At 61.7% G+C, this 19,615-nt stretch carries 18 protein-coding genes; 9 read left to right on the top strand and 9 right to left on the bottom strand.

The genetic code is table 11. The annotated features are described in order from the left end of the window. Positions 1–55: 55 nt before the first annotated feature. Together QFZ88_RS06555 and QFZ88_RS06550 are read left to right on the top strand one after the other, a co-directional pair. Complete coding sequence (locus tag QFZ88_RS06555; protein WP_036255226.1) at positions 56–1,159, top strand: lytic transglycosylase domain-containing protein; 1,104 nt, start codon at positions 56–58, stop codon at positions 1,157–1,159. Between the two features lie 34 nt (positions 1,160–1,193). Then, positions 1,194–1,685, top strand: coding sequence for a GNAT family N-acetyltransferase (locus tag QFZ88_RS06550; protein WP_024925347.1), 492 nt, complete (start codon positions 1,194–1,196; stop codon positions 1,683–1,685). A 354-nt stretch (positions 1,686–2,039) separates the two neighbouring features. On the opposite strand, the gene QFZ88_RS06545 is transcribed toward QFZ88_RS06550, so the two are convergent. Continuing rightward, complete coding sequence (locus tag QFZ88_RS06545) at positions 2,040–2,375, bottom strand: hypothetical protein (protein ID WP_024927233.1); 336 nt, start codon at positions 2,373–2,375, stop codon at positions 2,040–2,042. Between the two features lie 735 nt (positions 2,376–3,110). Between QFZ88_RS06545 and QFZ88_RS06540 the strand changes: the two genes are divergently transcribed. Next, on the top strand, positions 3,111–3,566 hold the full coding sequence (locus tag QFZ88_RS06540; RefSeq protein ID WP_024923715.1) for a GFA family protein: 456 nt from the start codon (positions 3,111–3,113) through the stop codon (positions 3,564–3,566). Positions 3,567–3,742: 176 nt separating this feature from the next. Here QFZ88_RS06540 and drt5 read toward each other — a convergent pair whose 3' ends face one another. After that, complete coding sequence (drt5, locus tag QFZ88_RS06535; protein ID WP_161773051.1) at positions 3,743–5,308, bottom strand: antiviral reverse transcriptase Drt5; 1,566 nt, start codon at positions 5,306–5,308, stop codon at positions 3,743–3,745. Between the two features lie 527 nt (positions 5,309–5,835). Continuing rightward, a complete protein-coding gene (carB, locus tag QFZ88_RS06530; protein ID WP_024923713.1) occupies positions 5,836–9,324 on the bottom strand; it encodes a carbamoyl-phosphate synthase large subunit in 3,489 nt (1,162 codons plus the stop codon). A gap of 237 nt (positions 9,325–9,561) precedes the next feature. Between carB and QFZ88_RS06525 the strand changes: the two genes are divergently transcribed. Next, positions 9,562–9,723 carry a hypothetical protein gene (locus tag QFZ88_RS06525; protein ID WP_161773050.1) on the top strand — a complete coding sequence of 54 codons (162 nt, stop codon included), beginning with the start codon at positions 9,562–9,564 and terminating at the stop codon, positions 9,721–9,723. A gap of 704 nt (positions 9,724–10,427) precedes the next feature. Here QFZ88_RS06525 and QFZ88_RS06520 read toward each other — a convergent pair. Next, the gene (locus tag QFZ88_RS06520; protein ID WP_051504761.1) at positions 10,428–11,447 is read right to left on the bottom strand and encodes a hypothetical protein; all 1,020 of its coding nucleotides are present in this window, start codon (positions 11,445–11,447) and stop codon (positions 10,428–10,430) included. 448 nt (positions 11,448–11,895) lie between these two features. On the opposite strand from QFZ88_RS06520, the gene QFZ88_RS06515 reads away from it, so the two are divergent. Continuing rightward, positions 11,896–12,126, top strand: a complete 231-nt coding sequence (locus QFZ88_RS06515; protein ID WP_161773049.1) for a hypothetical protein — start codon at positions 11,896–11,898, stop codon at positions 12,124–12,126. 245 nt (positions 12,127–12,371) lie between these two features. Further along, on the top strand, positions 12,372–12,728 hold the full coding sequence (locus tag QFZ88_RS06510) for a cupin domain-containing protein (RefSeq protein ID WP_024923709.1): 357 nt from the start codon (positions 12,372–12,374) through the stop codon (positions 12,726–12,728). Between the two features lie 233 nt (positions 12,729–12,961). Here the strand turns inward: QFZ88_RS06510 and QFZ88_RS06505 are convergent, their stop codons facing one another. The 3 genes from QFZ88_RS06505 to QFZ88_RS06495 are packed head-to-tail and all read right to left on the bottom strand — an operon-like array spanning position 12,962 to position 13,997. Continuing rightward, entirely contained in the window at positions 12,962–13,501 is a 540-nt protein-coding gene (locus tag QFZ88_RS06505) for a hypothetical protein (RefSeq protein ID WP_024923708.1), read from the bottom strand. Then, a complete protein-coding gene (locus tag QFZ88_RS06500) occupies positions 13,495–13,848 on the bottom strand; it encodes a hypothetical protein (protein WP_024923707.1) in 354 nt (117 codons plus the stop codon). Before QFZ88_RS06500 ends, QFZ88_RS06505 begins: the two co-directional genes overlap by 7 nt. Then, on the bottom strand, positions 13,845–13,997 hold the full coding sequence (locus tag QFZ88_RS06495) for a hypothetical protein (protein WP_162835300.1): 153 nt from the start codon (positions 13,995–13,997) through the stop codon (positions 13,845–13,847). The genes QFZ88_RS06500 and QFZ88_RS06495 overlap by 4 nt, the downstream gene beginning before the upstream one ends. A 177-nt stretch (positions 13,998–14,174) precedes the next feature. Here QFZ88_RS06495 and QFZ88_RS06490 point away from each other — a divergent pair, with 177 nt between their 5' ends. Then, positions 14,175–15,128 (top strand): helix-turn-helix transcriptional regulator, encoded by a 954-nt coding sequence (locus tag QFZ88_RS06490; protein WP_244431124.1) that lies wholly within the window; start codon positions 14,175–14,177, stop codon positions 15,126–15,128. 138 nt (positions 15,129–15,266) lie between these two features. On the opposite strand, the gene QFZ88_RS06485 is transcribed toward QFZ88_RS06490, so the two are convergent. Together QFZ88_RS06485 and QFZ88_RS06480 are read right to left on the bottom strand one after the other, a co-directional pair. Beyond that, a complete protein-coding gene (locus QFZ88_RS06485) occupies positions 15,267–16,595 on the bottom strand; it encodes a glucoamylase family protein (protein WP_024923705.1) in 1,329 nt (442 codons plus the stop codon). A gap of 150 nt (positions 16,596–16,745) precedes the next feature. Continuing rightward, positions 16,746–17,756 carry an NADP-dependent oxidoreductase gene (locus QFZ88_RS06480; RefSeq protein WP_024923704.1) on the bottom strand — a complete coding sequence of 337 codons (1,011 nt, stop codon included), beginning with the start codon at positions 17,754–17,756 and terminating at the stop codon, positions 16,746–16,748. A gap of 117 nt (positions 17,757–17,873) precedes the next feature. Here QFZ88_RS06480 and QFZ88_RS06475 point away from each other — a divergent pair, with 117 nt between their 5' ends. Together QFZ88_RS06475 and QFZ88_RS06470 are read left to right on the top strand one after the other, a co-directional pair. Continuing rightward, entirely contained in the window at positions 17,874–18,470 is a 597-nt protein-coding gene (locus tag QFZ88_RS06475; RefSeq protein ID WP_036254288.1) for a TetR/AcrR family transcriptional regulator, read from the top strand. A gap of 142 nt (positions 18,471–18,612) precedes the next feature. After that, positions 18,613–19,605 carry a phosphatase PAP2 family protein gene (locus QFZ88_RS06470; protein WP_024923702.1) on the top strand — a complete coding sequence of 331 codons (993 nt, stop codon included), beginning with the start codon at positions 18,613–18,615 and terminating at the stop codon, positions 19,603–19,605. The last annotated feature ends 10 nt before the right edge of the window (positions 19,606–19,615 follow it).

The following is a 19,615-nucleotide window of genomic DNA, read 5'->3' as shown; positions in this document are numbered from 1 at the left end:
GACCAAAATCGGTGGTGTAATGAGCATTTAACGATTTGCATGAACAGAGCGCGGCTTGCGAACAACAGCCCACACCCTGTCGATCGGTATTCTGCTGGCAGCGGCCGGCGTTTCCGGTTGCACATCCACCACCGCGGTGAAGCCGGCCCTGGCTCCAGCCACGACGTCGACCGCCGAGAGCGATGCCGGCTTTGCGCTGGCACTGCCCGAGCAGGTGTCGGTGCTGCCCGAATCCTCGGGGCTCGCTCCGGTGCAGTTCGCGGCGCTTCCGGCTGAAGCTGCGGGTGCTGCCTTTGCCGGCCCGACGCCGCAGGAAGCCGCCAAGGCCACAGCAACGCTGGCGACCACGCCCGGCACCAGCGCCCGTCTCGCCAATTCCACGGCCGTAGCAGCGGCAGCCGTCCCGGCTGCTGCGACCGCAGCCGCTACACCGGCCTCCGCGACCGCCATTCACGCCAATCCGGCAAGCGCTGCCCAGCCGACGGCGGCCCAGGCCGCAGCCCAGCCCGCGACTTCCACCGCAACGTCCGGCCGCGTCAGCACGCTTTCGGCCCGCATGGGCGGCAATCTGCCGGCACCCAAGCCGGTGCTGAAGCCGGCGCCGGTTATCGTTGCCTCCGCCGCCACCAGCCTGGTCTTCCCGGCCGCACCCGCCACGCCGAAAGCCGCCAAGGCGCTGCCCGGTGTGCAGCCGATCGCCTATTCCGGCCCGGTGCCGATCTACCTCACGCTGCCGGAACCCGAGGCCGAAACGCCGGCGCCGGCCGGTGCGGGCCGTGGCGAGGTCGATCGGCTGATCGCCAAATACGCTGCGCTCTACGAGGTGCCGATCGAACTGGTACGCTCGGTGGTGAAGCGCGAATCGACCTTCAACCCGCGCGCCTACAACAATGGCCATTGGGGGCTGATGCAGATCAAGCATGCCACCGCGCGCGGCATGGGTTACGGCGGCGCGCCCAAGGGCCTGTTCGACGCAGAGACCAATCTGAAATACGCGGTGAAATATCTGCGCGGTGCCTTCCTGGTTGCCAATGGCGACTACAAGCGCGCCGACCGGCTTTACCAGACCGGCTATTATTACGACGCCAAGCGCAAGGGCCTGCTCGAAGAGACCGGCCTTGGCCGCGACCGCAAGCGCAAGCCCGAACCGGACGCCTGAGCCGGACACGGCCAGCGGCAGGGATGAGCGGCCGATGACCCAGCACCATATCGACAAGACCGACGACGTCGGCATCCGCCTGCGGCGTTCGCTGGCGGAGGAGGTCGCGGCGCCGGCCTGGCCCGACGGTTTTACGCTGCGCCCCTTCCAGGCAGCCGACGCGCGCGCCGTGCATGCGCTGCTCACCCAGACGCTGGCGAAGGAAGAAGAGAATTTCGACCTCTGGTGGGCGCTGCATTCCAGCGACGCCGAATACGACCCGGCGCTGTGGTTCGTGGTGGACGGCCCCGACGGGCGGCTGGCGGCGGTGGCGCTGTGCTGGACCAGCGACTATCTCAAATATCTGGCCGTGCACCCCGACGCGCGGCGCAACGGACTGGCCGAAGCGCTGCTGCTGCACGTCTTCGCCACCTTCAAGGCGCGGGGCGCCGCCCGCGTCGACCTGAAGACGATGGTGGTCGAAAACGCCAACGCCATCCGCCTCTACCGCCGCCACGGCATGGTCGAGGTGGACTGGGCGGGGTGAGAAGCGGTCCGCTTCAGCGGACGAAAAGCCAACTGCTTGGCTTTTCGAGCTTCGAACGCCCCGAGTTTACGAGGGGCCGGGAAGCGGTTCGCCGCAGGCGAATTGGAAGGTCCGGTGGACCTTCCAAAGGGCTCGAACGCCCGAGGCAGTAGCCGAGGGCTGGGGGCGGTCCGCTAACGCCCCGAGTTTACGAGGGGCAGGGGGCGGTCCGGTGGACCTTCCCAAGGGCTCGAACGCCTAAGGCCATAGCCGAGGGCCGGGGGCGGCATCACTCCGGCCCTTCGCTGTCGCTTCGGGCGTTCGAAACTCGAAAGCCAAGCAATTGGCTTTTCGTCCGCTAACGCGGACCATTTCTCACTCCCGCCTGCCATAGTCGATCTCCGGCGGGTTGGAGCCGATGTCGATCAGGTAGAGCAGGATCGCCTTGAATTCGTCCGCCGCGCGCTGGCTGATGCCGACGCTGCTGGTGCAGTTGGTGGCCTTGTGGCGCAAAATGATGTGGCATTGGCCGCTCTTGCGGCAGGTTTTGTTGGGGCAGGATTTCGGCGCGCCGTCGCGCGTGAAGGTCATGCGCGCCGCGCGGGTGAACAGCGCCAGCACGAAGGGGTTATTGTTGGACAGAAACTCGTGCATGTAGCCCGGCGTCTCCAGGTTCTTCCACAGATCGTCGTAATAATCGTCTCTCGGCATTGTCGAACTCCCGGGTAAGCGCGCGGCCCGTCGCCGCCACGCCCGCTTTCGCGTCTGGCCGTTGAAAAAGGGGTGGGAAGCGGGGCGCCGGGTCGGTGCCTCTTAGCAAACAGTACGTGGCGCCTTCCGGGCGCCCCGCCAGTGTTCTTGCCCCGGACCGACCTCGCCGTCATTCGCGACGGCAGACTTCGGACCTCAAAGCCGCCATTCGCGGCAGCCGGGTTTTTCCAGGGCCCGGACTTAGGGCTCGTCACCAGACAGCGCCACCGTTAGCGCTGCCAGTCCGGCACCGGCGCCCTCCCTGATACCCGGTGCGCACCAGGTTCCCGTGAGGGCGATGGGCCGATTGTGGCGTGTGCCCCGAACGTGTGGACAAATCCGGGCGTGGTTTTCGTGCGGTTTTCGGCAAGGGACTGAACGGACAACGTTCTTTCTTTGAGCTTGCGTCTTCCTCCACGCATCCAATCCACATCCTGCACCGCGCCGACGCATCAGCGCTCCGGCATGGATTCCCGACACGCTCCGCTCGTTCCTCGCTCACGCGGTCGGGAATGACGGAGTTTTGCGGGGTGCGCCACGTGGCGCCACGCTTGTGCGGGGGGGAGTCGCGTCCGCCGCGTCGGTCCGCGGCGACTGCCTGCGCGGGCCGTCGCCCACGTCGGCAAAGCCCGCGACGCGCCGCCGCGCTTGTCTGCCGCTGCCGCCCGTCTATCCTGCCGCGAAACAGGGGAGACGATGATGGACTGGAAACTGCCGAGACAAGGCGCCTGCCGCTGCGGGCGCGTCAAGATTACGGTGAGTGCGGCACCCTTGGTGACCATGGCCTGCCACTGCACCGGCTGCCAGAAGATGAGCTCTTCGGCCTATTCGCTGTCGGCCGCCATTCCGGCCGAGGGTTTTGCCGTCACCGAGGGCGAGCCGGTGATCGGCGGCCTGCACGGCGCCGACGCGCACCATTATTTCTGCAGCCACTGCATGAGCTGGATGTTCACGAAAGCCGAGGGCATGGACTGGTTCGTCAATGTGCGCCCGACGCTGCTCGAAGGCGCGGGCGACTTCGCGCCCTATATCGAGACCTGGGTGGGTGAAAAACTGCCCTTCGCCGAGACGGGCGCGGTGAAAAGCTACGAGGCGCTACCGCCGATGGAGGATTATGAGGGGTTGATGAAGGAGTTTAGGGAGTGGGGGTGAGTAGATAGAAAGCGTACTAAATCCCTACATAGAAATCAATCAATCTCGGTATAATCCAGGTAAATAAACTATACTACATCTCTGCGCACCCAATTGATTGTAGCTTATATAGTATTATTGGTGAAAATTAACCGACGAGATAGCTGTATTAATTTTCAAGTACCTACAAAAAAAGCTCATGCATTGAGAACTATTTCGGCTACTAAATGATTCATGCTGGATGAATTGCCAAAATACTTAAGTCTATGATTTCGAGAGATTTTCTTCAGCCCTCTCGATCCCACTGCAGATGACCATGCCAACCAATCAGATTGCCCGCTGACGAGATAATCATTTCGTAACTCCGGCAATCCAAATCGTGTATCCGGTATCTCTAGAATCTTTGCCTTGGATATAGAAGTTGCGGAGGTGTGATTGAACAATTTGTCTATTAATTCTGCCGTGTTTTTCGTTTGCATTAAGAAATCTTCAAGTATTGAAGATATCCAAAATAGTTGAAATTCCATTAGTCTCCTTTTTGGCTTTAATACGGAAAGTATTGTTTCAGAAAGAAGCTCTTTATCTTTGACCGATGCGCAAAAATTATAAACGCTCTTTGTGAGGTGTGGAAATCTTTCCAATATATACGGAAGTCTTTTCTCGACTTTACCGGAATTTTCTCTCATAATTGTTAGTATTAATTCTGCATCTTCTTCTTCTATGGTTTGATTTTCGAGTATTGTATTTATGTAGTCCATTTCCTTTTCGCTTAAGGGGGATTTGAAAAGATGTTCCTTCAGTATCTCGTTGCCGGACTCGTCGTATCCTTGCGTTATAAGTATCCTTCGTCTCTCTAGGAGTTTCTGTTTTACCTCATCGATTTCGTTCTCCATTTTTAGGAGAGTGGCGTTGCCCTTGTGGGTCTTAAGCGGGTTTACTGATAAGTTCTTATCGCCGAGGAGGCGTTGAATGGCTTGGAAATCGTCGTCAAGGTCTTCAGCTCTATCGGAAAACAGATAGAAGTCATCCATAAAGCGAACAATTTTCTTGGATCTAAGCCCGTGATAATTATCAACAAATCGAATGAAGTCGTTTCCAATCATTTTGGTTGGGTATAAGCCCTGCGGGAGGCAGTCGACAGATATCCCAGATTTTATCTGTCTGAGCATCTGGCCTAGGCCTTCGGCGTCCGCATCGGATGCGCCAAGTTCGGAAAACCAACTTACGAGGTCGTGATGGTAGATGTTGTTAAAATATGACGCAACATCGAAGCTCATAGAGTATTCGTATTCACTCGTATACTCAGATATAGCGCCCTTGAAGGCTTTGTAAGCGGACGTCGGCGATATCGGCGCCCCTTCCTGAAAACGGTATCCGTAGTGAGACCTGCTTATTATGTGAGGTTTGCGAAATAAATTCTTATTCCGAAATATTATGTCATATATATAATATTCAGATATAGCATCCAATTTTACAGTTCTTCTCAGGTGATTTTCCGGTTTCGCACCGTAAACTCTTATTTGTGATATAAAAGAGTAATGATTATTGTCCTTATCTAGGCATTTGTTGATATAATCTTTAACTAAGCTCTCTCCATTGTTGATAAGAAACTTGTTCGTGTTCAATGGAAACAGTGTTCTGCCGAAATCTTCGTTGTAGAACTCCAGCGTGCTTCCCATCGGTATAGTAGGCGATTTCGACGAGAGGGTTTTCGCTGGTTTAGCGGGTTTCGATTTTGCTGCTGTATTTGACTTGGCAATCATACGGAACTCCACGAACATTAAGCCCAATGTATCCGACCTATTTTTTCCTATCAAGTTTTATAAATACTGATGTTTTACTTGGTGATGATGGGTGCCCCCCCCCTCTTTGCGTTCCAGGTACCTGTCACGGGCTTGATCGTTCGCGGCACGAGTATCCGTTGGATGAATGAGCACCCTACGTACATTCTATACGAACGCTACTTTCCAGCCTTGTAGATTCGGGACGTTCATCGCTCGAAAAGCCAAGCAACTGGCTTTTCGTTCGCTGCGCAGACCGCTCTTCACCTCGTGAAATGAGGCGCTCACGGCGCTCTTCCTCCTCCCCTTGTGGGAGAAGGTGGCTCGACGCGTTAGCGTCGAGACGGATGAGGGGTGTTGGACGGAGCGCTTGCTCGAAAGATCGAGGCGATGTGAGGTGCCGTTGCGAAACGTCCCGTTTCTTCCAGCACCCCTCATCCGACTTCGCCAGCGGCGGCTTTGCCGCCGGGCTCGGTCACCTTCTCCCGCAAGGGGAGAAGGGAAAGGGCTCAAAAATATTCCTGCAGCGGCCGCACTTCCAGCGAGCCGGCGCGCAGCGCGGCGATGGCTTCGGCGACGGCGCCCATGCCGGCGAGCGTCGTGTAATAAGGCACTTTCTGCATCAGCGTGGCGCGGCGCAGCGATTTTGAGTCCGACACCGCCTTCTGGCCGTCGGTGGTGTTGAAGACGATCTGCACCTGGCGGTTGCGGATGGCGTCCTCGATATGCGGGCGGCCTTCCAGCACCTTGTTGATCTTCTCGGCCTCGACGCCGTTTTCCTTCAGGTAGCGCGCGGTGCCCGAGGTGGCGAGCACCCGGAACCCCTGGCCGGCCAGGCGCTTGACCGCCGGCAGCATGCCTGCCTTGTCCTCGTCGCGCACCGACACGAACAGCGTGCCCGAACGCGGCAGGTCGACGCCGGCGCCGAGCTGGCTCTTGGCGAAGGCCATGGCGAAATCGCGGTCGAGGCCCATCACCTCGCCGGTCGACTTCATCTCCGGCCCGAGCAGGATGTCGACGCCGGGGAAGCGGGCGAAGGGGAACACGGCTTCCTTGACCGCGACATGGCCGGGCCGCCTGGGGTCGGGCTTTTCGCCGTAATGGGCGAAGGCGGCGTCCAGGGTCTCGCCCGACATGATGCGCGCGGCGATCTTGGCGATCGGCTTGCCGACGGTTTTGGCCACGAACGGCACGGTGCGCGAGGCGCGGGGATTGACCTCCAGCACGTAGATCACGCCATCCTTGATGGCATATTGCACGTTCATCAGGCCGCCGACATTGAGGGCGCGGGCGAGCGCCGACGTCTGCCGCTCCAGTTCGTCGACCAGTTCGGTCGACAGCGAATAGACCGGCAGCGAGCAGGCGCTATCGCCCGAATGGATGCCGGCCTCCTCGATATGCTCCATGATGCCGGAGACGAAGGTGGCGTTGCGGTCGCACAGGCAGTCGACGTCGACCTCGATGGCGCCCGACAGATAAGTGTCGAACAGAAGCGGGTTTTTGCCGAGCAGTGTGTTGATCTGGCCGGTCTTGTCGTTGGGGTATTTCTGCTTGATGTCCTCGGGCACCAGGCCGGGCACGGTGTCGAGCAGATAGGTCTGCAGCATGCCCTCGTCGTGGATGATCTGCATGGCGCGGCCGCCGAGCACATAGGAGGGGCGCACGACCAACGGGAAGCCGAGCTCGCCGGCCACGGTGCGGGCCTGCTCGACCGAATAGGCGATGCCGTTCTTCGGCTGCTTCAAATCGAGCTTGTGCAGCAGCTTCTGGAAGCGGTCGCGGTCTTCGGCGAGATCGATCATGTCGGGCGAGGTGCCGAGGATCGGGATGCCGGCCTTTTCCAGCGCATCGGCCAGCTTCAGCGGGGTCTGGCCGCCGAACTGCACGATGACGCCGTGCAGCGTGCCGGCGGCCTTTTCGGCGCGCAGGATCTCCAGCACGTCTTCCGCCGTCAGCGGCTCGAAATAGAGGCGGTCGGAGGTGTCGTAGTCGGTCGACACGGTCTCCGGGTTGCAGTTGACCATGATCGATTCGTAACCCGCCTCGCGCAGCGCGTAGGCGGCGTGCACGCAGCAATAGTCGAACTCGATGCCCTGGCCGATGCGGTTCGGCCCGCCGCCGAGGATGACGACCTTTTTCCGGTCCGAGACCTTGGCCTCGTCGGCCAGCGCGCCGGCGAAAGGCGTCTCGTAGGTCGAATACATGTAAGCCGTCGGCGAGGCGAATTCGGCCGCGCAGGTGTCGATGCGCTTATAGACCGGGTGCACGCCTAAGGCGGTACGGCGCTTGGCGACCGCGTCGGCGTCGGTGCGGGTCAGCGAGGCGAGGCGGGCGTCGGCGAAACCCATGGCCTTCAGCATGCGCAGATTGGCGGCGTCTTCCGGCAGGCCGTGTTCGCGGATGCGCGCTTCCATGGCAATGATGCCGGCGATCTGCTCGAGGAACCACGGGTCGATTTTCGAGATGTCGTGCACCTCTTCCAGCGAGGTGCCCATGCGGATCGCCTGCGCCACCATGCGCAGCCGGTCCGGCGTCGGCGTGCCGAGGGCTGCGCGAATAGCGTTGCGGTCGTCGGCGCCGCCATTGCCGCCGAGGCCGGGGATCTCGATCTCGTCGAGGCCGGTGAGGCCGGTTTCCAGTCCGCGCAGGGCCTTCTGCAGCGATTCCTGGAAGGTGCGGCCAATCGCCATCACTTCGCCGACCGACTTCATGGCGGTGGTCAGCACCGGCGAGGCGCCGGGGAATTTTTCAAACGCAAAGCGCGGGATTTTCGTGACGACGTAGTCGATGGAGGGCTCGAACGAGGCGGGCGTAGCACCTCCGGTGATGTCGTTCTCCAGCTCGTCCAGCGTGTAGCCGACCGCGAGCTTGGCGGCGATCTTGGCGATCGGGAAGCCGGTCGCCTTGGAGGCCAGCGCCGAAGAGCGCGACACGCGCGGGTTCATTTCAATGACGACAAGGCGGCCATCCGCCGGGTTGACGGCGAACTGCACGTTGGAGCCGCCGGTTTCGACGCCGATCTCGCGCAGCACCGCGATCGAGGCGTTGCGCATGATCTGGTATTCTTTATCCGTCAGCGTCAGCGCTGGCGCGACCGTGATGGAATCCCCCGTGTGCACGCCCATCGGGTCGATGTTTTCGATCGAGCAGACGATGATGCAGTTGTCGGCGCGGTCGCGCACGACTTCCATCTCGTATTCCTTCCAGCCGAGCACCGATTCCTCGATCAGCACTTCGGTGGTGGGCGAGGCGTCGAGGCCGGAGCCGACGATCTCGAAGAATTCGGTGCGGTTGTAGGCGATGCCGCCGCCGGTGCCGCCCATGGTGAAGGAGGGGCGGATGATGGCCGGCAGGCCGACATGGTCGAGCGCCTGGGCGGCGATCGCCATGGCGTGGTTGATGTAGCGCTGCTTGCGGTCGCCTTCGCCGAGGTTCCACTGGGTTTCCAGCGCATCGAGCGCCGCATCGAGATTGGCGGCGCCCGAAGCCTTCAGCGCGGCGCGCTCGGCCTCGTGCTTCTTGCGGTCCTCGTCCTTGACGGCGGACGCATTGGCCAGCATCGAGCGCGGCGTCTCCAGGCCGATCTTGGCCATCGCCTCGCGAAACAGCGAGCGGTCCTCGGCCTTGTCGATGGCGTGCGCATCGGCGCCGATCATCTCGACATTGTAGCGGTCGAGCACACCCATGCGGCGCAGCGACAGCGCCGTGTTGAGCGCGGTCTGGCCGCCCATTGTGGGCAGAAGCGCGTCGGGGCGCTCCTTGGCGATGATCTTGGCGACGACCTCGGGCGTGATCGGCTCGATATAGGTGGCGTCGGCCAGCTCCGGGTCGGTCATGATGGTGGCCGGATTGGAGTTGACCAGGATGACGCGGTAACCCTCCTGCCGCAGCGCCTTGCAGGCCTGGGTGCCGGAGTAGTCGAACTCGCAAGCCTGGCCGATGACAATGGGACCGGCGCCGATGATCAGGATGGACTTGATGTCGGTGCGTTTTGGCATTGTCTCGGTCCGTTCTAACTCTTTGTTTTGTCACATGATCTTGTCCGAAAAGTCTACAACTTTTCGGGATCATGCTCCAGCCTGCGCCAAGAACCGGGACGGGGGCTTCTCCATTTCGCGCGCTGGCGCGCGCAGAGACCCGGCCGGGTTGCGCAGGAAAGGATTCTTGTATCAGGCTAGGCGGGCCTTATAGGCGAGAGTTTCGGCCGATGTAACCCCGAAAATGACAAGGGCGCGATGGTGTTGTTGACGCATGCCGGCGTGCGGCGCATCGGCGGCGGGCAGGTGCCTTTCAACGGTGGCATCGCGGCAGGCTGGCTGCCGGGTATCTTGTGCCATGGGCAGTTCACATCGTTCGCTGCGGTGGCCGGCCGCCGGTCGTCATCGAGCCAGACGTGATGGCGTCCGTGCAATGGCGCTTCCGATCGGGATCGTTGAGATGTGGATCGGCGATCTCTTGTTCGAGGCGACTGCCAAGTGAGTGAGGTCAGAAGCGGCGAGTTGATCCCGCTCAATCTAGCAACGTTGAAGGAGCAGCACCACTCAGCTAACACTTCACCATAAATGCAGTGGGAGGCAATGTTGTCGAACGGTGTCCGTGACAGTTTTCGCGGAGTGTTAGTTTGGCTCTACGAACGCAAGGCCCTGCTGCTTGCCGCAGCTTTCGTGGCCCTCTGTAATTTCTACTATTTTGATATCAGGTATTTTTCCGCGCTTCATCCCGGTCTTTGTCAGCCTCCTGAGCCCGTTTGGTCCCGGTTTAACAATAGCCCAGATGCGGTAGCTCTACCTCGCGCCTTTCTGTTCCTGCTTTTGGCTGTCGCAATGTTTGCAGTCTATCGGGGCGGCAGAAGCTATCCTTCGTTCTGGAGGTTTGTGTTTCCCAGATTGTATGAGTGGTTCATGACGCTCCCTCGCGTGCGGCCAATTGCCCTAAGTACATCGTTGACATTGTTTGCTCTGGGATTGTCGTCCATGGCCGCCATGGTCGCCGCTTGTTCGTAGACAGGTCACAGTCATCTATGCGGACCAGCTCAGCTTCGGCTGGATAGATGTTTTTCGTTTGTGGATCGGGTTTCTGGTCCGACGTGTGCCAACGACGGTCATGGATTGGAGTACGGGCCGGTCGGCTGGGTCCAGTCTTTAGCCGGCCACCCCGGCAGCGGCTGATCTGATGGTTCGGCTGCGTGATTTTCACGACAAGCCTCTCCGACATTGGGGCTGAGCCCAATTAGTTGCGATCCGTCTTTTTTGTTCGCGCAGGGGAGCGATCGAGATTTGACATCGCTTGGCAAGATCGCCGCTTCAGTTGCGTCATTCGATAGCTTGGGCTTGTCCGCAGGAGGCATTATCGTCCTGCAATTTGCCGGCAATGGATTGTTGCTGCAGACTTGCTTCCCGGTCAGCAGATCAAGTGAATCCAGACTGGTAACCAGCTTCATCTTCAGCATGTTCTGCGGCACCAACTGATGAATGGCGCTGGCCGGGGTGTTTTTCATCGTAACGAGCACATCCTGTTCGACGCCCATCTCTTTTAGGTAGGCACCAAGCTTTTTCTCCAGCGACTTGCTCATCTTGTAGGTTTTGTAGCTGCCGGCATTGTCTTGGGTGCTCGTTTCCGTGGTGATTTTGTACCTTTTGCCCCGCACGGTACGATAGGTGGTTCGGTAATGTCTTATGATGCGGGTGTGGGTCGTCGTAACTTGGTGGACGCCGAGAAAGGCTTGGTTGCCGACCAGACGCCTGTTGCCGCCGGCAAACATCAGCGGACAGGCGGAATTGCATATGGCACCGTGGTCAAAAAGGTTGCCAACATACTGAGTAATCACACCTTCGCCGGTTGCGATGCAGCTTGAGCTGTAGGACGAGCTACCGTCGCAATGGGTTTTGCCAACGGCGATATCGAGCTTGTTCTTGCGGATCAGTCGGCCTAGCGCCATCGCGGCATTAACATCGCCGCCGGGAGAATCGATGATGATCGGCAGCTTTCTTCCATCGAGTATCTTGAGAACGCGCTTGAACAGAGCCGGTGTGCTTGCCTGAATTGCGCCTTCGGCCGATATCCATTCAGGACAGGTCGGCTCACAACCCGGCGCATTGCTCCGGACAATGCCGAATTGCATTGTTGAGCCTATAAAGTCAGGCAAATCTTCCGCGGATGCAGCATTTCCCGTTACCAGCGGCGCCAGAAGCCAGACATGCCGCAGTGACCACAATAGCCAACGATGCAAAAAAGCCCCCCCCCCTCAGTACCCCGACTAACGCCCCATAATGCAACCAGAATAATCTACGGTTAGGCGCTTGCAATCTGCGTCTCGACTTCGCGGCAATCTGGCGGTGTAAAAATGAATCGTTGTGCAGCTAAGGCAGGGAAGAGTGGTTGGAGAGCCGTTCGAATGGCCGCCTGATCGCGGAGGAGGAGCCCCGACCTTTCGACCGGGGTTCCCAAGCTTGCGGCTACCAGCGTGGACCCCAGCCCCGTTCGCGCCAGCACCGAACGTGCGTTCGGCCGTGGCGCCAGTATCGGCGGCATACACGCCGCCAGCCTGGGCGCCTCGGCCGGTGATGCCCGTGCCGTCGACCCCAATGGCGGCGATCCCAGTGTCGTCGGTGGCCTCGGCCATGATCGACCAACTCGACTTCGGCGCTGTCTTCGCCATCGAATACGGCGGGTTCTGCTTTATCGAGTTCATCCAGGATGCCGCCACGAGCGGAAGGCACGCCGGCAAGGGCCTCGCCTGGGCGAAGTGTCACCGCAACCGCAGCGGCGCCGGCAAGGCCGAGTATTCCGGTCAGAAATAGCCGTCGATCCATTTTCTCCTCCGTCAACTGCACCCCCAACATACCACTCAACCCGGGGCCTGCTGAATGGTTCCTGAACGTATCGGGACGATAGGGCACACGAACCTGTGACGGGCGCATTCCGGACGGAGCCAAGAAGGACTGAATAGCGGGCCAGCGGGAAACCAAGTTGCCGGTCCATGACGCATCCGATATTCGGGATGTCGGGCGCTCTGGCCCGCCAACGGGAATGGGAGAGGCCCACCATGACACGCACGACGGTTCTCAAGTTCGGCAAGGTGGAAAACGCCGATACCAGCGACCTGCCGGGCTGGGTTGTGGTCGAGGGAAAGCCCACGATGAAGACCGCCGTCCAGCACACCACCAAGGACGGCAAGGTTCTGTCGGGAACCTGGCAGGCGACCCCGGGGACCTATCACGCGACCTACACGGACTATGAATTCGTCCACATGATCGCCGGCCGTATCGTCATCACTCCCGATGGCGGCGAACCGGTTGAGGTCGGGCCCGGCGACGCCTTTGTCGTGGAAGCGGATTTCAAAGGCACATGGAAGATCGTCGAGCCGGTGACGAAACATTTCGTCGTCACGGTTGGATCGTAAAAGCGCTCCGCTTTCTGGTGGCGCCGTTGGCGCTACACCTTAAACCGCTTCCCTTTCAGCCCCCTGGGCTTCATGCCGTCCGCGGTTTCCACGAATTGAGCCACGGTGTCGATCCACGCCGCCGTCTTTGGCGGGATCTCCGCTTCTTCCGTCAGCCACGCCTTGCCTGCGACACAAGCTGAACGACCAGGCGCTCCTGCGTTCTGGTGCTTCCGACCCAGGAGCGCCGGCAGTCATCTTCGGCTGTAGATGCCGCTGGCCTCGCCTCCGGGGTCGACCAGCGACAATTGCCCGTCTTCCAATTGCCAGTCGAACGAGACAGGCTTCAGGTCGCCGGTGCCGAATTTCCAGCTGCCGGTGAGGTCCGGCCGGCAGCCATTGACGGATTTGTAGCTTCCCGCCTTGGGCATGAAGAGCAGGGTCGAGCCGTTCACCGTCACCGTGCCGGTCTTCAGCGTCAGTGTCTGGACCTGGCCGCAACCGTCGATCAGCGACGATTGAAACAGCGAATATTCGGCGCGGCCGTCCTGGCGGAAGGTGAAGGAGATGCTGCCGCCGCTGCCGGGCGCGCAGGCGCCGAGAGGGTCGCAATATTCGCCGGAGGTGGCGGCAAAACCCCATTTGCCGACAAGTGCCACGGGCACCGCCCCATGGCGGGCGCGTATCGCCGGTCCCTTGCCCAGGCCGGCGGCCTCGGTCGCGCCGAAGGTCAGCCACCCGGCCAGGACGATGAGCGCCGCGCCGTATGCATGGTGCGACAGGCCCCTCAGCATCCCTTGCTCCCGATCAGCTGTTTCAGATAGGCAAGCCGGGTGCCGATGACCTGATTGACGATCGCCATCTTGCCGGCCGGCGCCATGCCGCCATATTTCTTCGGCGCCGGGCCAGCACCTTGGGCCATCTCGTAGTTTGACGTCAGTTGCCGCAAATCCGCACAGGACATGTTGGCATATTTCGCCTGCTCCTGCGGGCTGATGACGGCCGACTGCGCCATGCCGATCGAGTTGGCGGCGGCCATGCCGGCCATGCCGACGACGGCCGAGACAGGATTGACGCCGACGCAACCGGCAAGGCTGAAACAGACAATTGGAGCCGCCAGGACTGTACCTCTCAGGCTCATGGCTGACGCTCCCCGACGCGCGGCGGCAGCTTGAGGTCGCGATGGTCGGCGACGGTTTTGCCCAACGCGATGGGAAGCAGGTAGACACGCGCATTGAAGCCCGCCGAGGCGAGGGCTGACAGCGTCTTGACTATTTGCAGATAAAACATCGGACTCCCTTGTGATCGTTGCCAATGCGCTCCGGGTTTGGAAACGCGCCGCAAACTAGGTTGAGTGGGAGGAGGCGGCTTGGACGGAACGGCCCTAAAAGCGGCCAGAACGGCCCTGTATTGACGTTTTGAGGGGCTGGGCGCATATCAGCGCGCTTCTTGGCAGGGGATGCGACAGTGGGCCCATCCGCCTCGTTTCGGCTGGTGACGGACGCAATTCCGGCGCGGGATCGTGTCGAGATCATGCGCGAGGTCTACGGCCGCACGGTCTTGAAAGTTGACCTCGATCCGCTTGCGCCGACACAGGTCGACATGCGGGTGCGCGCTCTACCAGGCCTCGGCATCGCCACCGGCAGCTGTTCGGAATTCAGGGTGCATCGTTCGACGCCGTTGATCGACAATGACGACTTCGTCCTGCTGGCGGCGCTCGACGGGGTGAGCGTCATGAAGCATCGCGGCCGCGAGGAGCCGGTCGGCAACGGCCAGGCGCTGATGATGAGTGGGGACGAGGTTGGCCTCAATGTGATCCAGCCCGGCGGTCTTCGCTTCGTCAATATGAGCTTTTCGCTGAAGCAGCTTTCACCGTTGATCGGCGATCCCGCAGCGGTGCTGATGCAGCCGCTGGCGACCGGCGGCTGGGCGATGCGGCTTCTGCTCGACTATGTCCAGGCGGTCCAGGATGCGGGCGACGGGCTGACGCGCGAAGCGTCGCATCTGGCGACGACGCATATTTTCGATCTTGCCGCACTTGCGATCGGCGGGACCAGGGATGCGGTGGAGATCGCGCGCGGCCGTGGCGTGCGCGTGGCGCGGCTGCGCGCCATCAAGGCCGACATTGTCGCGCATGGCGGCGATCTGTCGGTCGACGATGTCGCCAAACGTCACCGGCTTTCGGCACGCTACATACGCAAATTGTTCGAGAGCGATGGCATGTCACTGTCGGATTTCATGCTTGGCCAGCGACTGCTGCGCGCGCATCGCATGCTCTGCGATCCGCGCTGCTGTGGCCGCAACATCACGGCCATCGCCTTCGAGGCCGGCTTCAACGATCTGTCCCATTTCAACCGGGCGTTCCGACGGCGCTTCGGGACCACGCCGTCCGACGTGCGCGACACAGCCTCGCGGGCATAGGGCGTACCCTTTCCCGGCAAGCCCGGAACAGGGTTCCATCTACTGTTTGAGCAAAACGTTTCCGGGAACCGGATTCCATTTTTCGGGCCGGTTTGGATGAGCCGCCTGGGTGTTCTCCTGACCGGTGCGCCTGCGCCCCTACAGCCAGCCGCCGGTGAAACCGGCGCGGCGCAGGCCGGTGACGATATAGGGCGATTGGCGCATCAGGTTCCAGATGAGGCCGGTCCAGTGGTTTTCGATCATCACGGGGATGGGGCCCTGGTTGATGCCGACATGGTCGGGCGAAACCCAGCCGGTGTGGTGGCGCCCGGTCAGCGTCGGATTGTAGCTGGCGACGAAGCCGTAAGGATTGTCGTCCTTCAGGTCGATCTCGTGATAATAGCGCAGCACCGGCAGCACGATTTCGGGCGCGAAGGGCAGCGAGGCGATCGCCGCCCAGGGCGAGACGGTGCCGTCGTCCGGTCCATAGGGGGCGCCGCGCGCCCGGTAGTCATAGAAACGCCGCTTGACGCCCTTGATGACGCGTTTGCTGTAGCCGGGACCGTCGGACGCGGTGATGCCCCAGCAATGGGCCTTGTAGCCGGCGAAGCCGTGCGGGTTGCGGATGGCGTATTCGCGCTGGACATAGGTGGCGCGGCGGCTGTTCTCGAAATAATCGAGGCCCTTTTCGCGCATGAAAGCGTCGCGCAGATCGCGGAAGTCGATCCAGACATGCGACATCTGATGGATGAAGAGCGGGCCGGCATAGACGAAGTGCTGGCCGTAGATCGTCTTCCAGCGATAGGTGGCCAGCCAGGCCGCGTAGCTTTCGGCCGGCAGCGGGAAGGTGGGCGAACCGAGGCCGAGGATGTAAAGCAGCAGGGCCTCGCTGTAGCCCAGCCAGCGATAGGAGATGAAGCCGGTTTCCGGCTTCCAGCCGAGCGAGACGGCGGCGCCGCCATTCAGCGCCCACGCCCAGTCGACGCGCCGGTAGAGGGCTTCGGCCAAAGTGCGGATCTCGGCTTCCTGTGGCTCATCTTCCCGGAAATAGGCGCCGGCGGCGATGACGCCGCCGAACAGCAAGGCGGTGTCGATGGTGGAGAGTTCGCAGTTCCAGACCCTGCGGCCGGTCTTCATGTCGAGGAAGTGGTAGTAGAACCCCTTGTAGCCGGTGGCGTCGGGCTCGGGCCCTTGCCGGCTGTTCCAGAAGAAGCGCAGCGTCGCCAGCGTGCGCTCGCGCGCCTCCTGCCTGGTCATGAAACCGCGCTCGACACCGACGGGATAGGCGGTGAGCGCCATGCCGACGGCTGCGATCGAGGCGGGCGAACCTTGCCTCGTGCGGTCGGCGACCAGGCCGTTTTCGGGATTGGCCTCGATCAGGAAATAATCGAAGGCGGCACGCTGGAAGAAGGCCAGCAGCTCGTCGTCGGAAGACGGCGCGGCGGTGCCGTCGACGGCGGTCCTCGATGGGTGCTTGGCGGCCGCCATGGTCAGCCGGCGGGCCCGGCTTGATCGTGGCGATGCACGATGCAAGCGGGTTGCTTCGGCGTGGTGTCGGCCATGCGGCAAGGGATATCAGGCGCTGTCGCGGCCGGCCAGTCAAAAGGAGGGGAGGCTGACTGGCCGGCTGCGATGGCGTCAGCGGTCGGCCAGCCTGACCAGCATCTTGCCGGTGTTGTCGCCGGAGAACAGGCCGAGGAAGGCTTTCGGCGCGTTGTCGAGGCCTTCATGGACGGTGTCGCGCGACGTCACCTTGCCGTCCTTCAGCCAGCCGATCATGGCGGCCGAGAACTGCGGGTAGAGGTCGTAGTGGTCGAGCACGATGAAGCCGCGCAGCGACAGCCGCTTGACGATGATCGAGGCGAGGTTGTGCATGACTTCCGCCGGCTGCTCTTCATTGTAGCCGGCGATCATGCCGCTGATGACGACGCGCGCCGAATTCTTGGCGACGGCCAGCGCCGCATCGAGATGATTGCCGCCGACATTGTCGAAATAGACGTCGATGCCTTCGGGGGCTGCCTCGCGCAGTGCCGCCGTCAGGTCGGTGGCGGTCTTGTAGTTGACGACGGCGTCGGCGCCGAGTTCACGCAGCCAGGCGGCCTTTTCCGCGCTGCCGACCGAGGCGATGACGCGCGCGCCCTTGGCCTTGGCGATCTGCACGGCCATCGAGCCGACCGCGCCGGCCGCCGCCGAGACGAAGACGGTCTCGCCTGCCTTGAGGCCGCCGATGCGTTCGAGGCCGATATAGGCGGTGAAGCCCGGCACGCCGAGCGGCCCGAGCCAGGCTTCGGCCGGCGCGGCGTCAAGATCGACCTTGGTGACGCCGGCGGCGTCGATCACGGCATGGTCGCGCCAGCCGGCGAAGTGGCTGACGACATCGCCCTTGGCGAAGCCTTCGGCGCGGCTCTCCTCGACGACGCCGACGGCCGAACCTTCAAGCGGCTCGCCGACCTGGAAGGGGGCGATATAGCTCGGCTGGTCGCGCATGCGGCCACGCATATAAGGATCGACCGACATCCACAGCGTCCTGACCAGAAGCTGCCCTTCACCGGGCGCCGGCAGCCTGCGTTCGGCCTTGCGGAATGTGTCGAGAGTGGGGGTGCCGGCGGGGCGGCTGTTCAAGAGGATTTCACGGGCTACAACAGACATGGGTTCTCTCCTATATTACTGATCGTAAATTACCCTTGGTAAGTTACTGATGGTAACATAAGTGGCCACCAACGCCGATCAAGCGGCTGGCCAAAATAATTCGCGACGGTGACGGGCATGAACGAAGGCGTGACGAAAAGACTGGCGAAAGCGGACCGTCGCCTGCAATTGCTGGAGACGGCGCGCGCCATCATCGCCGACGAGGGCACCGACGGGCTGACGCTCGGCCATGTGGCCGAACGCGCCGGCGTGTCCAAGCCGATCGCCTACGAACATTTCGGCACGCGCGCCGGCCTTTTGGTTGCATTGTGCGACCAATACAACGACCGCCAGCTGGCGGCGCAGGCGAGGGTTCTGGAAGCCGGCGGCGACACGGTGGAAGCTGTTTCGCAGATCTTTGCCTCGTCCTATGTCGGGTGCGTGCTGGACATGGGCCCCGAAATGGGCGCCACATTTGCCGCCCTTGCCGCGACGGAGGAGACGGCGGCATTCCGCCAGGTGCTGCGCGACGGCTATGTCGAGCGCTACCGCAAGGCCTTTGTCGGGCTGATCGACATGGCGCCGGCCGATGCCGACGTCCTTTACAAGGGGCTGCTGGGCGCCGCCGAGGCGCTGGCGCAGGATGCCGTTGCCGGCCGCGTTTCGCGCGAGGAGGCGGTGAGGGCGCTGACCCGCATCTTCGCGATGACGCTGAAACCCTATGAGCGCAGGTGAGGCGGGTAGGGTTTCAGGCGCAAGGCAGGCCGTTGGTCGCGACGGCTAAGCCATTGGTGTTCCTGTTCGATCGCTTGATTGGTAACGTCTCAGTAAGAACGGCCGCATAGTCTCTTCTCCAGGCGTGTACTGGGGCAGCCGCATGACGATCGAGACGGTTGAGCGAGGACGGCTCACGGGCGTTACGGCTGTTCATCAGCTCGTCCTGTTCGTCGCGGTTTGGTGCCTGGTCAGCTTTACCGTATCGCCGAGGGCCTATCTCGACCTGACCGCCTGGCACCTGGCGATGATGACGCTGGCGTCGCCGGTCATCGTGGTCATCGCCCTTGGGGTACCGTCCCTCATTGCCGGTTGGGACAGCCCGGTTCGTTATGTCCACGACAAGGTGAACTCTCGCTGGGCGAACGCGCTTTTCGTGGCCGTCGGTTTCGCGTTGTGCCTGGCGGCGTTTTCGACGCTGAAGACGACGTTCCCCGAGGTGGTGCCGTTCTGGGCCGACAAGTGGCTGGCGAACGCCGACAAGTCGCTCTACGGGCACTCGCCATGGCGCTTTGCCCATGCCGCGGTAGGCCGGTTCTGGGCGGGATGGCTGTTTAACGCCTATGAATATCTGTGGACGCTGGAGTGGCTCTGCGTGCCGATCGCGCTCGCCTTCTGCGCCAGCGTCCGGACCCAGCTTCGTTATTACTGGGCGCTGGCGCTGACCTTCGTGATCGGCGGCCTGATCGTCGCGGCGATTTTCTCGTCCGGCGGGCCGATCTTCTACGATCGCATCCTGGGCTCGACGCGTTTCGCCGAACTCGACGCCAAGCTGATCGGCCTGGCGAATATCGGCGGCGCGGCCTCGTTCTCGGACTATCTCTACAGCCTCTATCTGTCCGGCCACGCCGATCTCGGCAGCGGCATTTCGGCCATGCCCAGCATGCATGTCGCCGTCGCCTGCCTGAACGCCTGCCTGCTTGCCTCCATCAACAGATGGGCGGGGCTCGCCGGCTGGCTGTTTGCCGCGGTGATCATGTTTGGATCCGTCTATACCGGCTGGCATTATTCGCTGGACGGCTATGCGTCGATCCTGATCGTTTCGGCGATCTGGTATGCGACCGGCCGCTGGCTGCAGCCAACGCCCCCGGCCTGAGTGCTGCGCT

The sequence above is a fragment of the Mesorhizobium sp. YL-MeA3-2017 genome (assembly GCF_030814575.1).
Classification (GTDB): Bacteria; Pseudomonadota; Alphaproteobacteria; order Rhizobiales; family Rhizobiaceae; genus Mesorhizobium; species Mesorhizobium terrae.
This window is presented reverse-complemented; position numbering and strand designations above follow the sequence as displayed.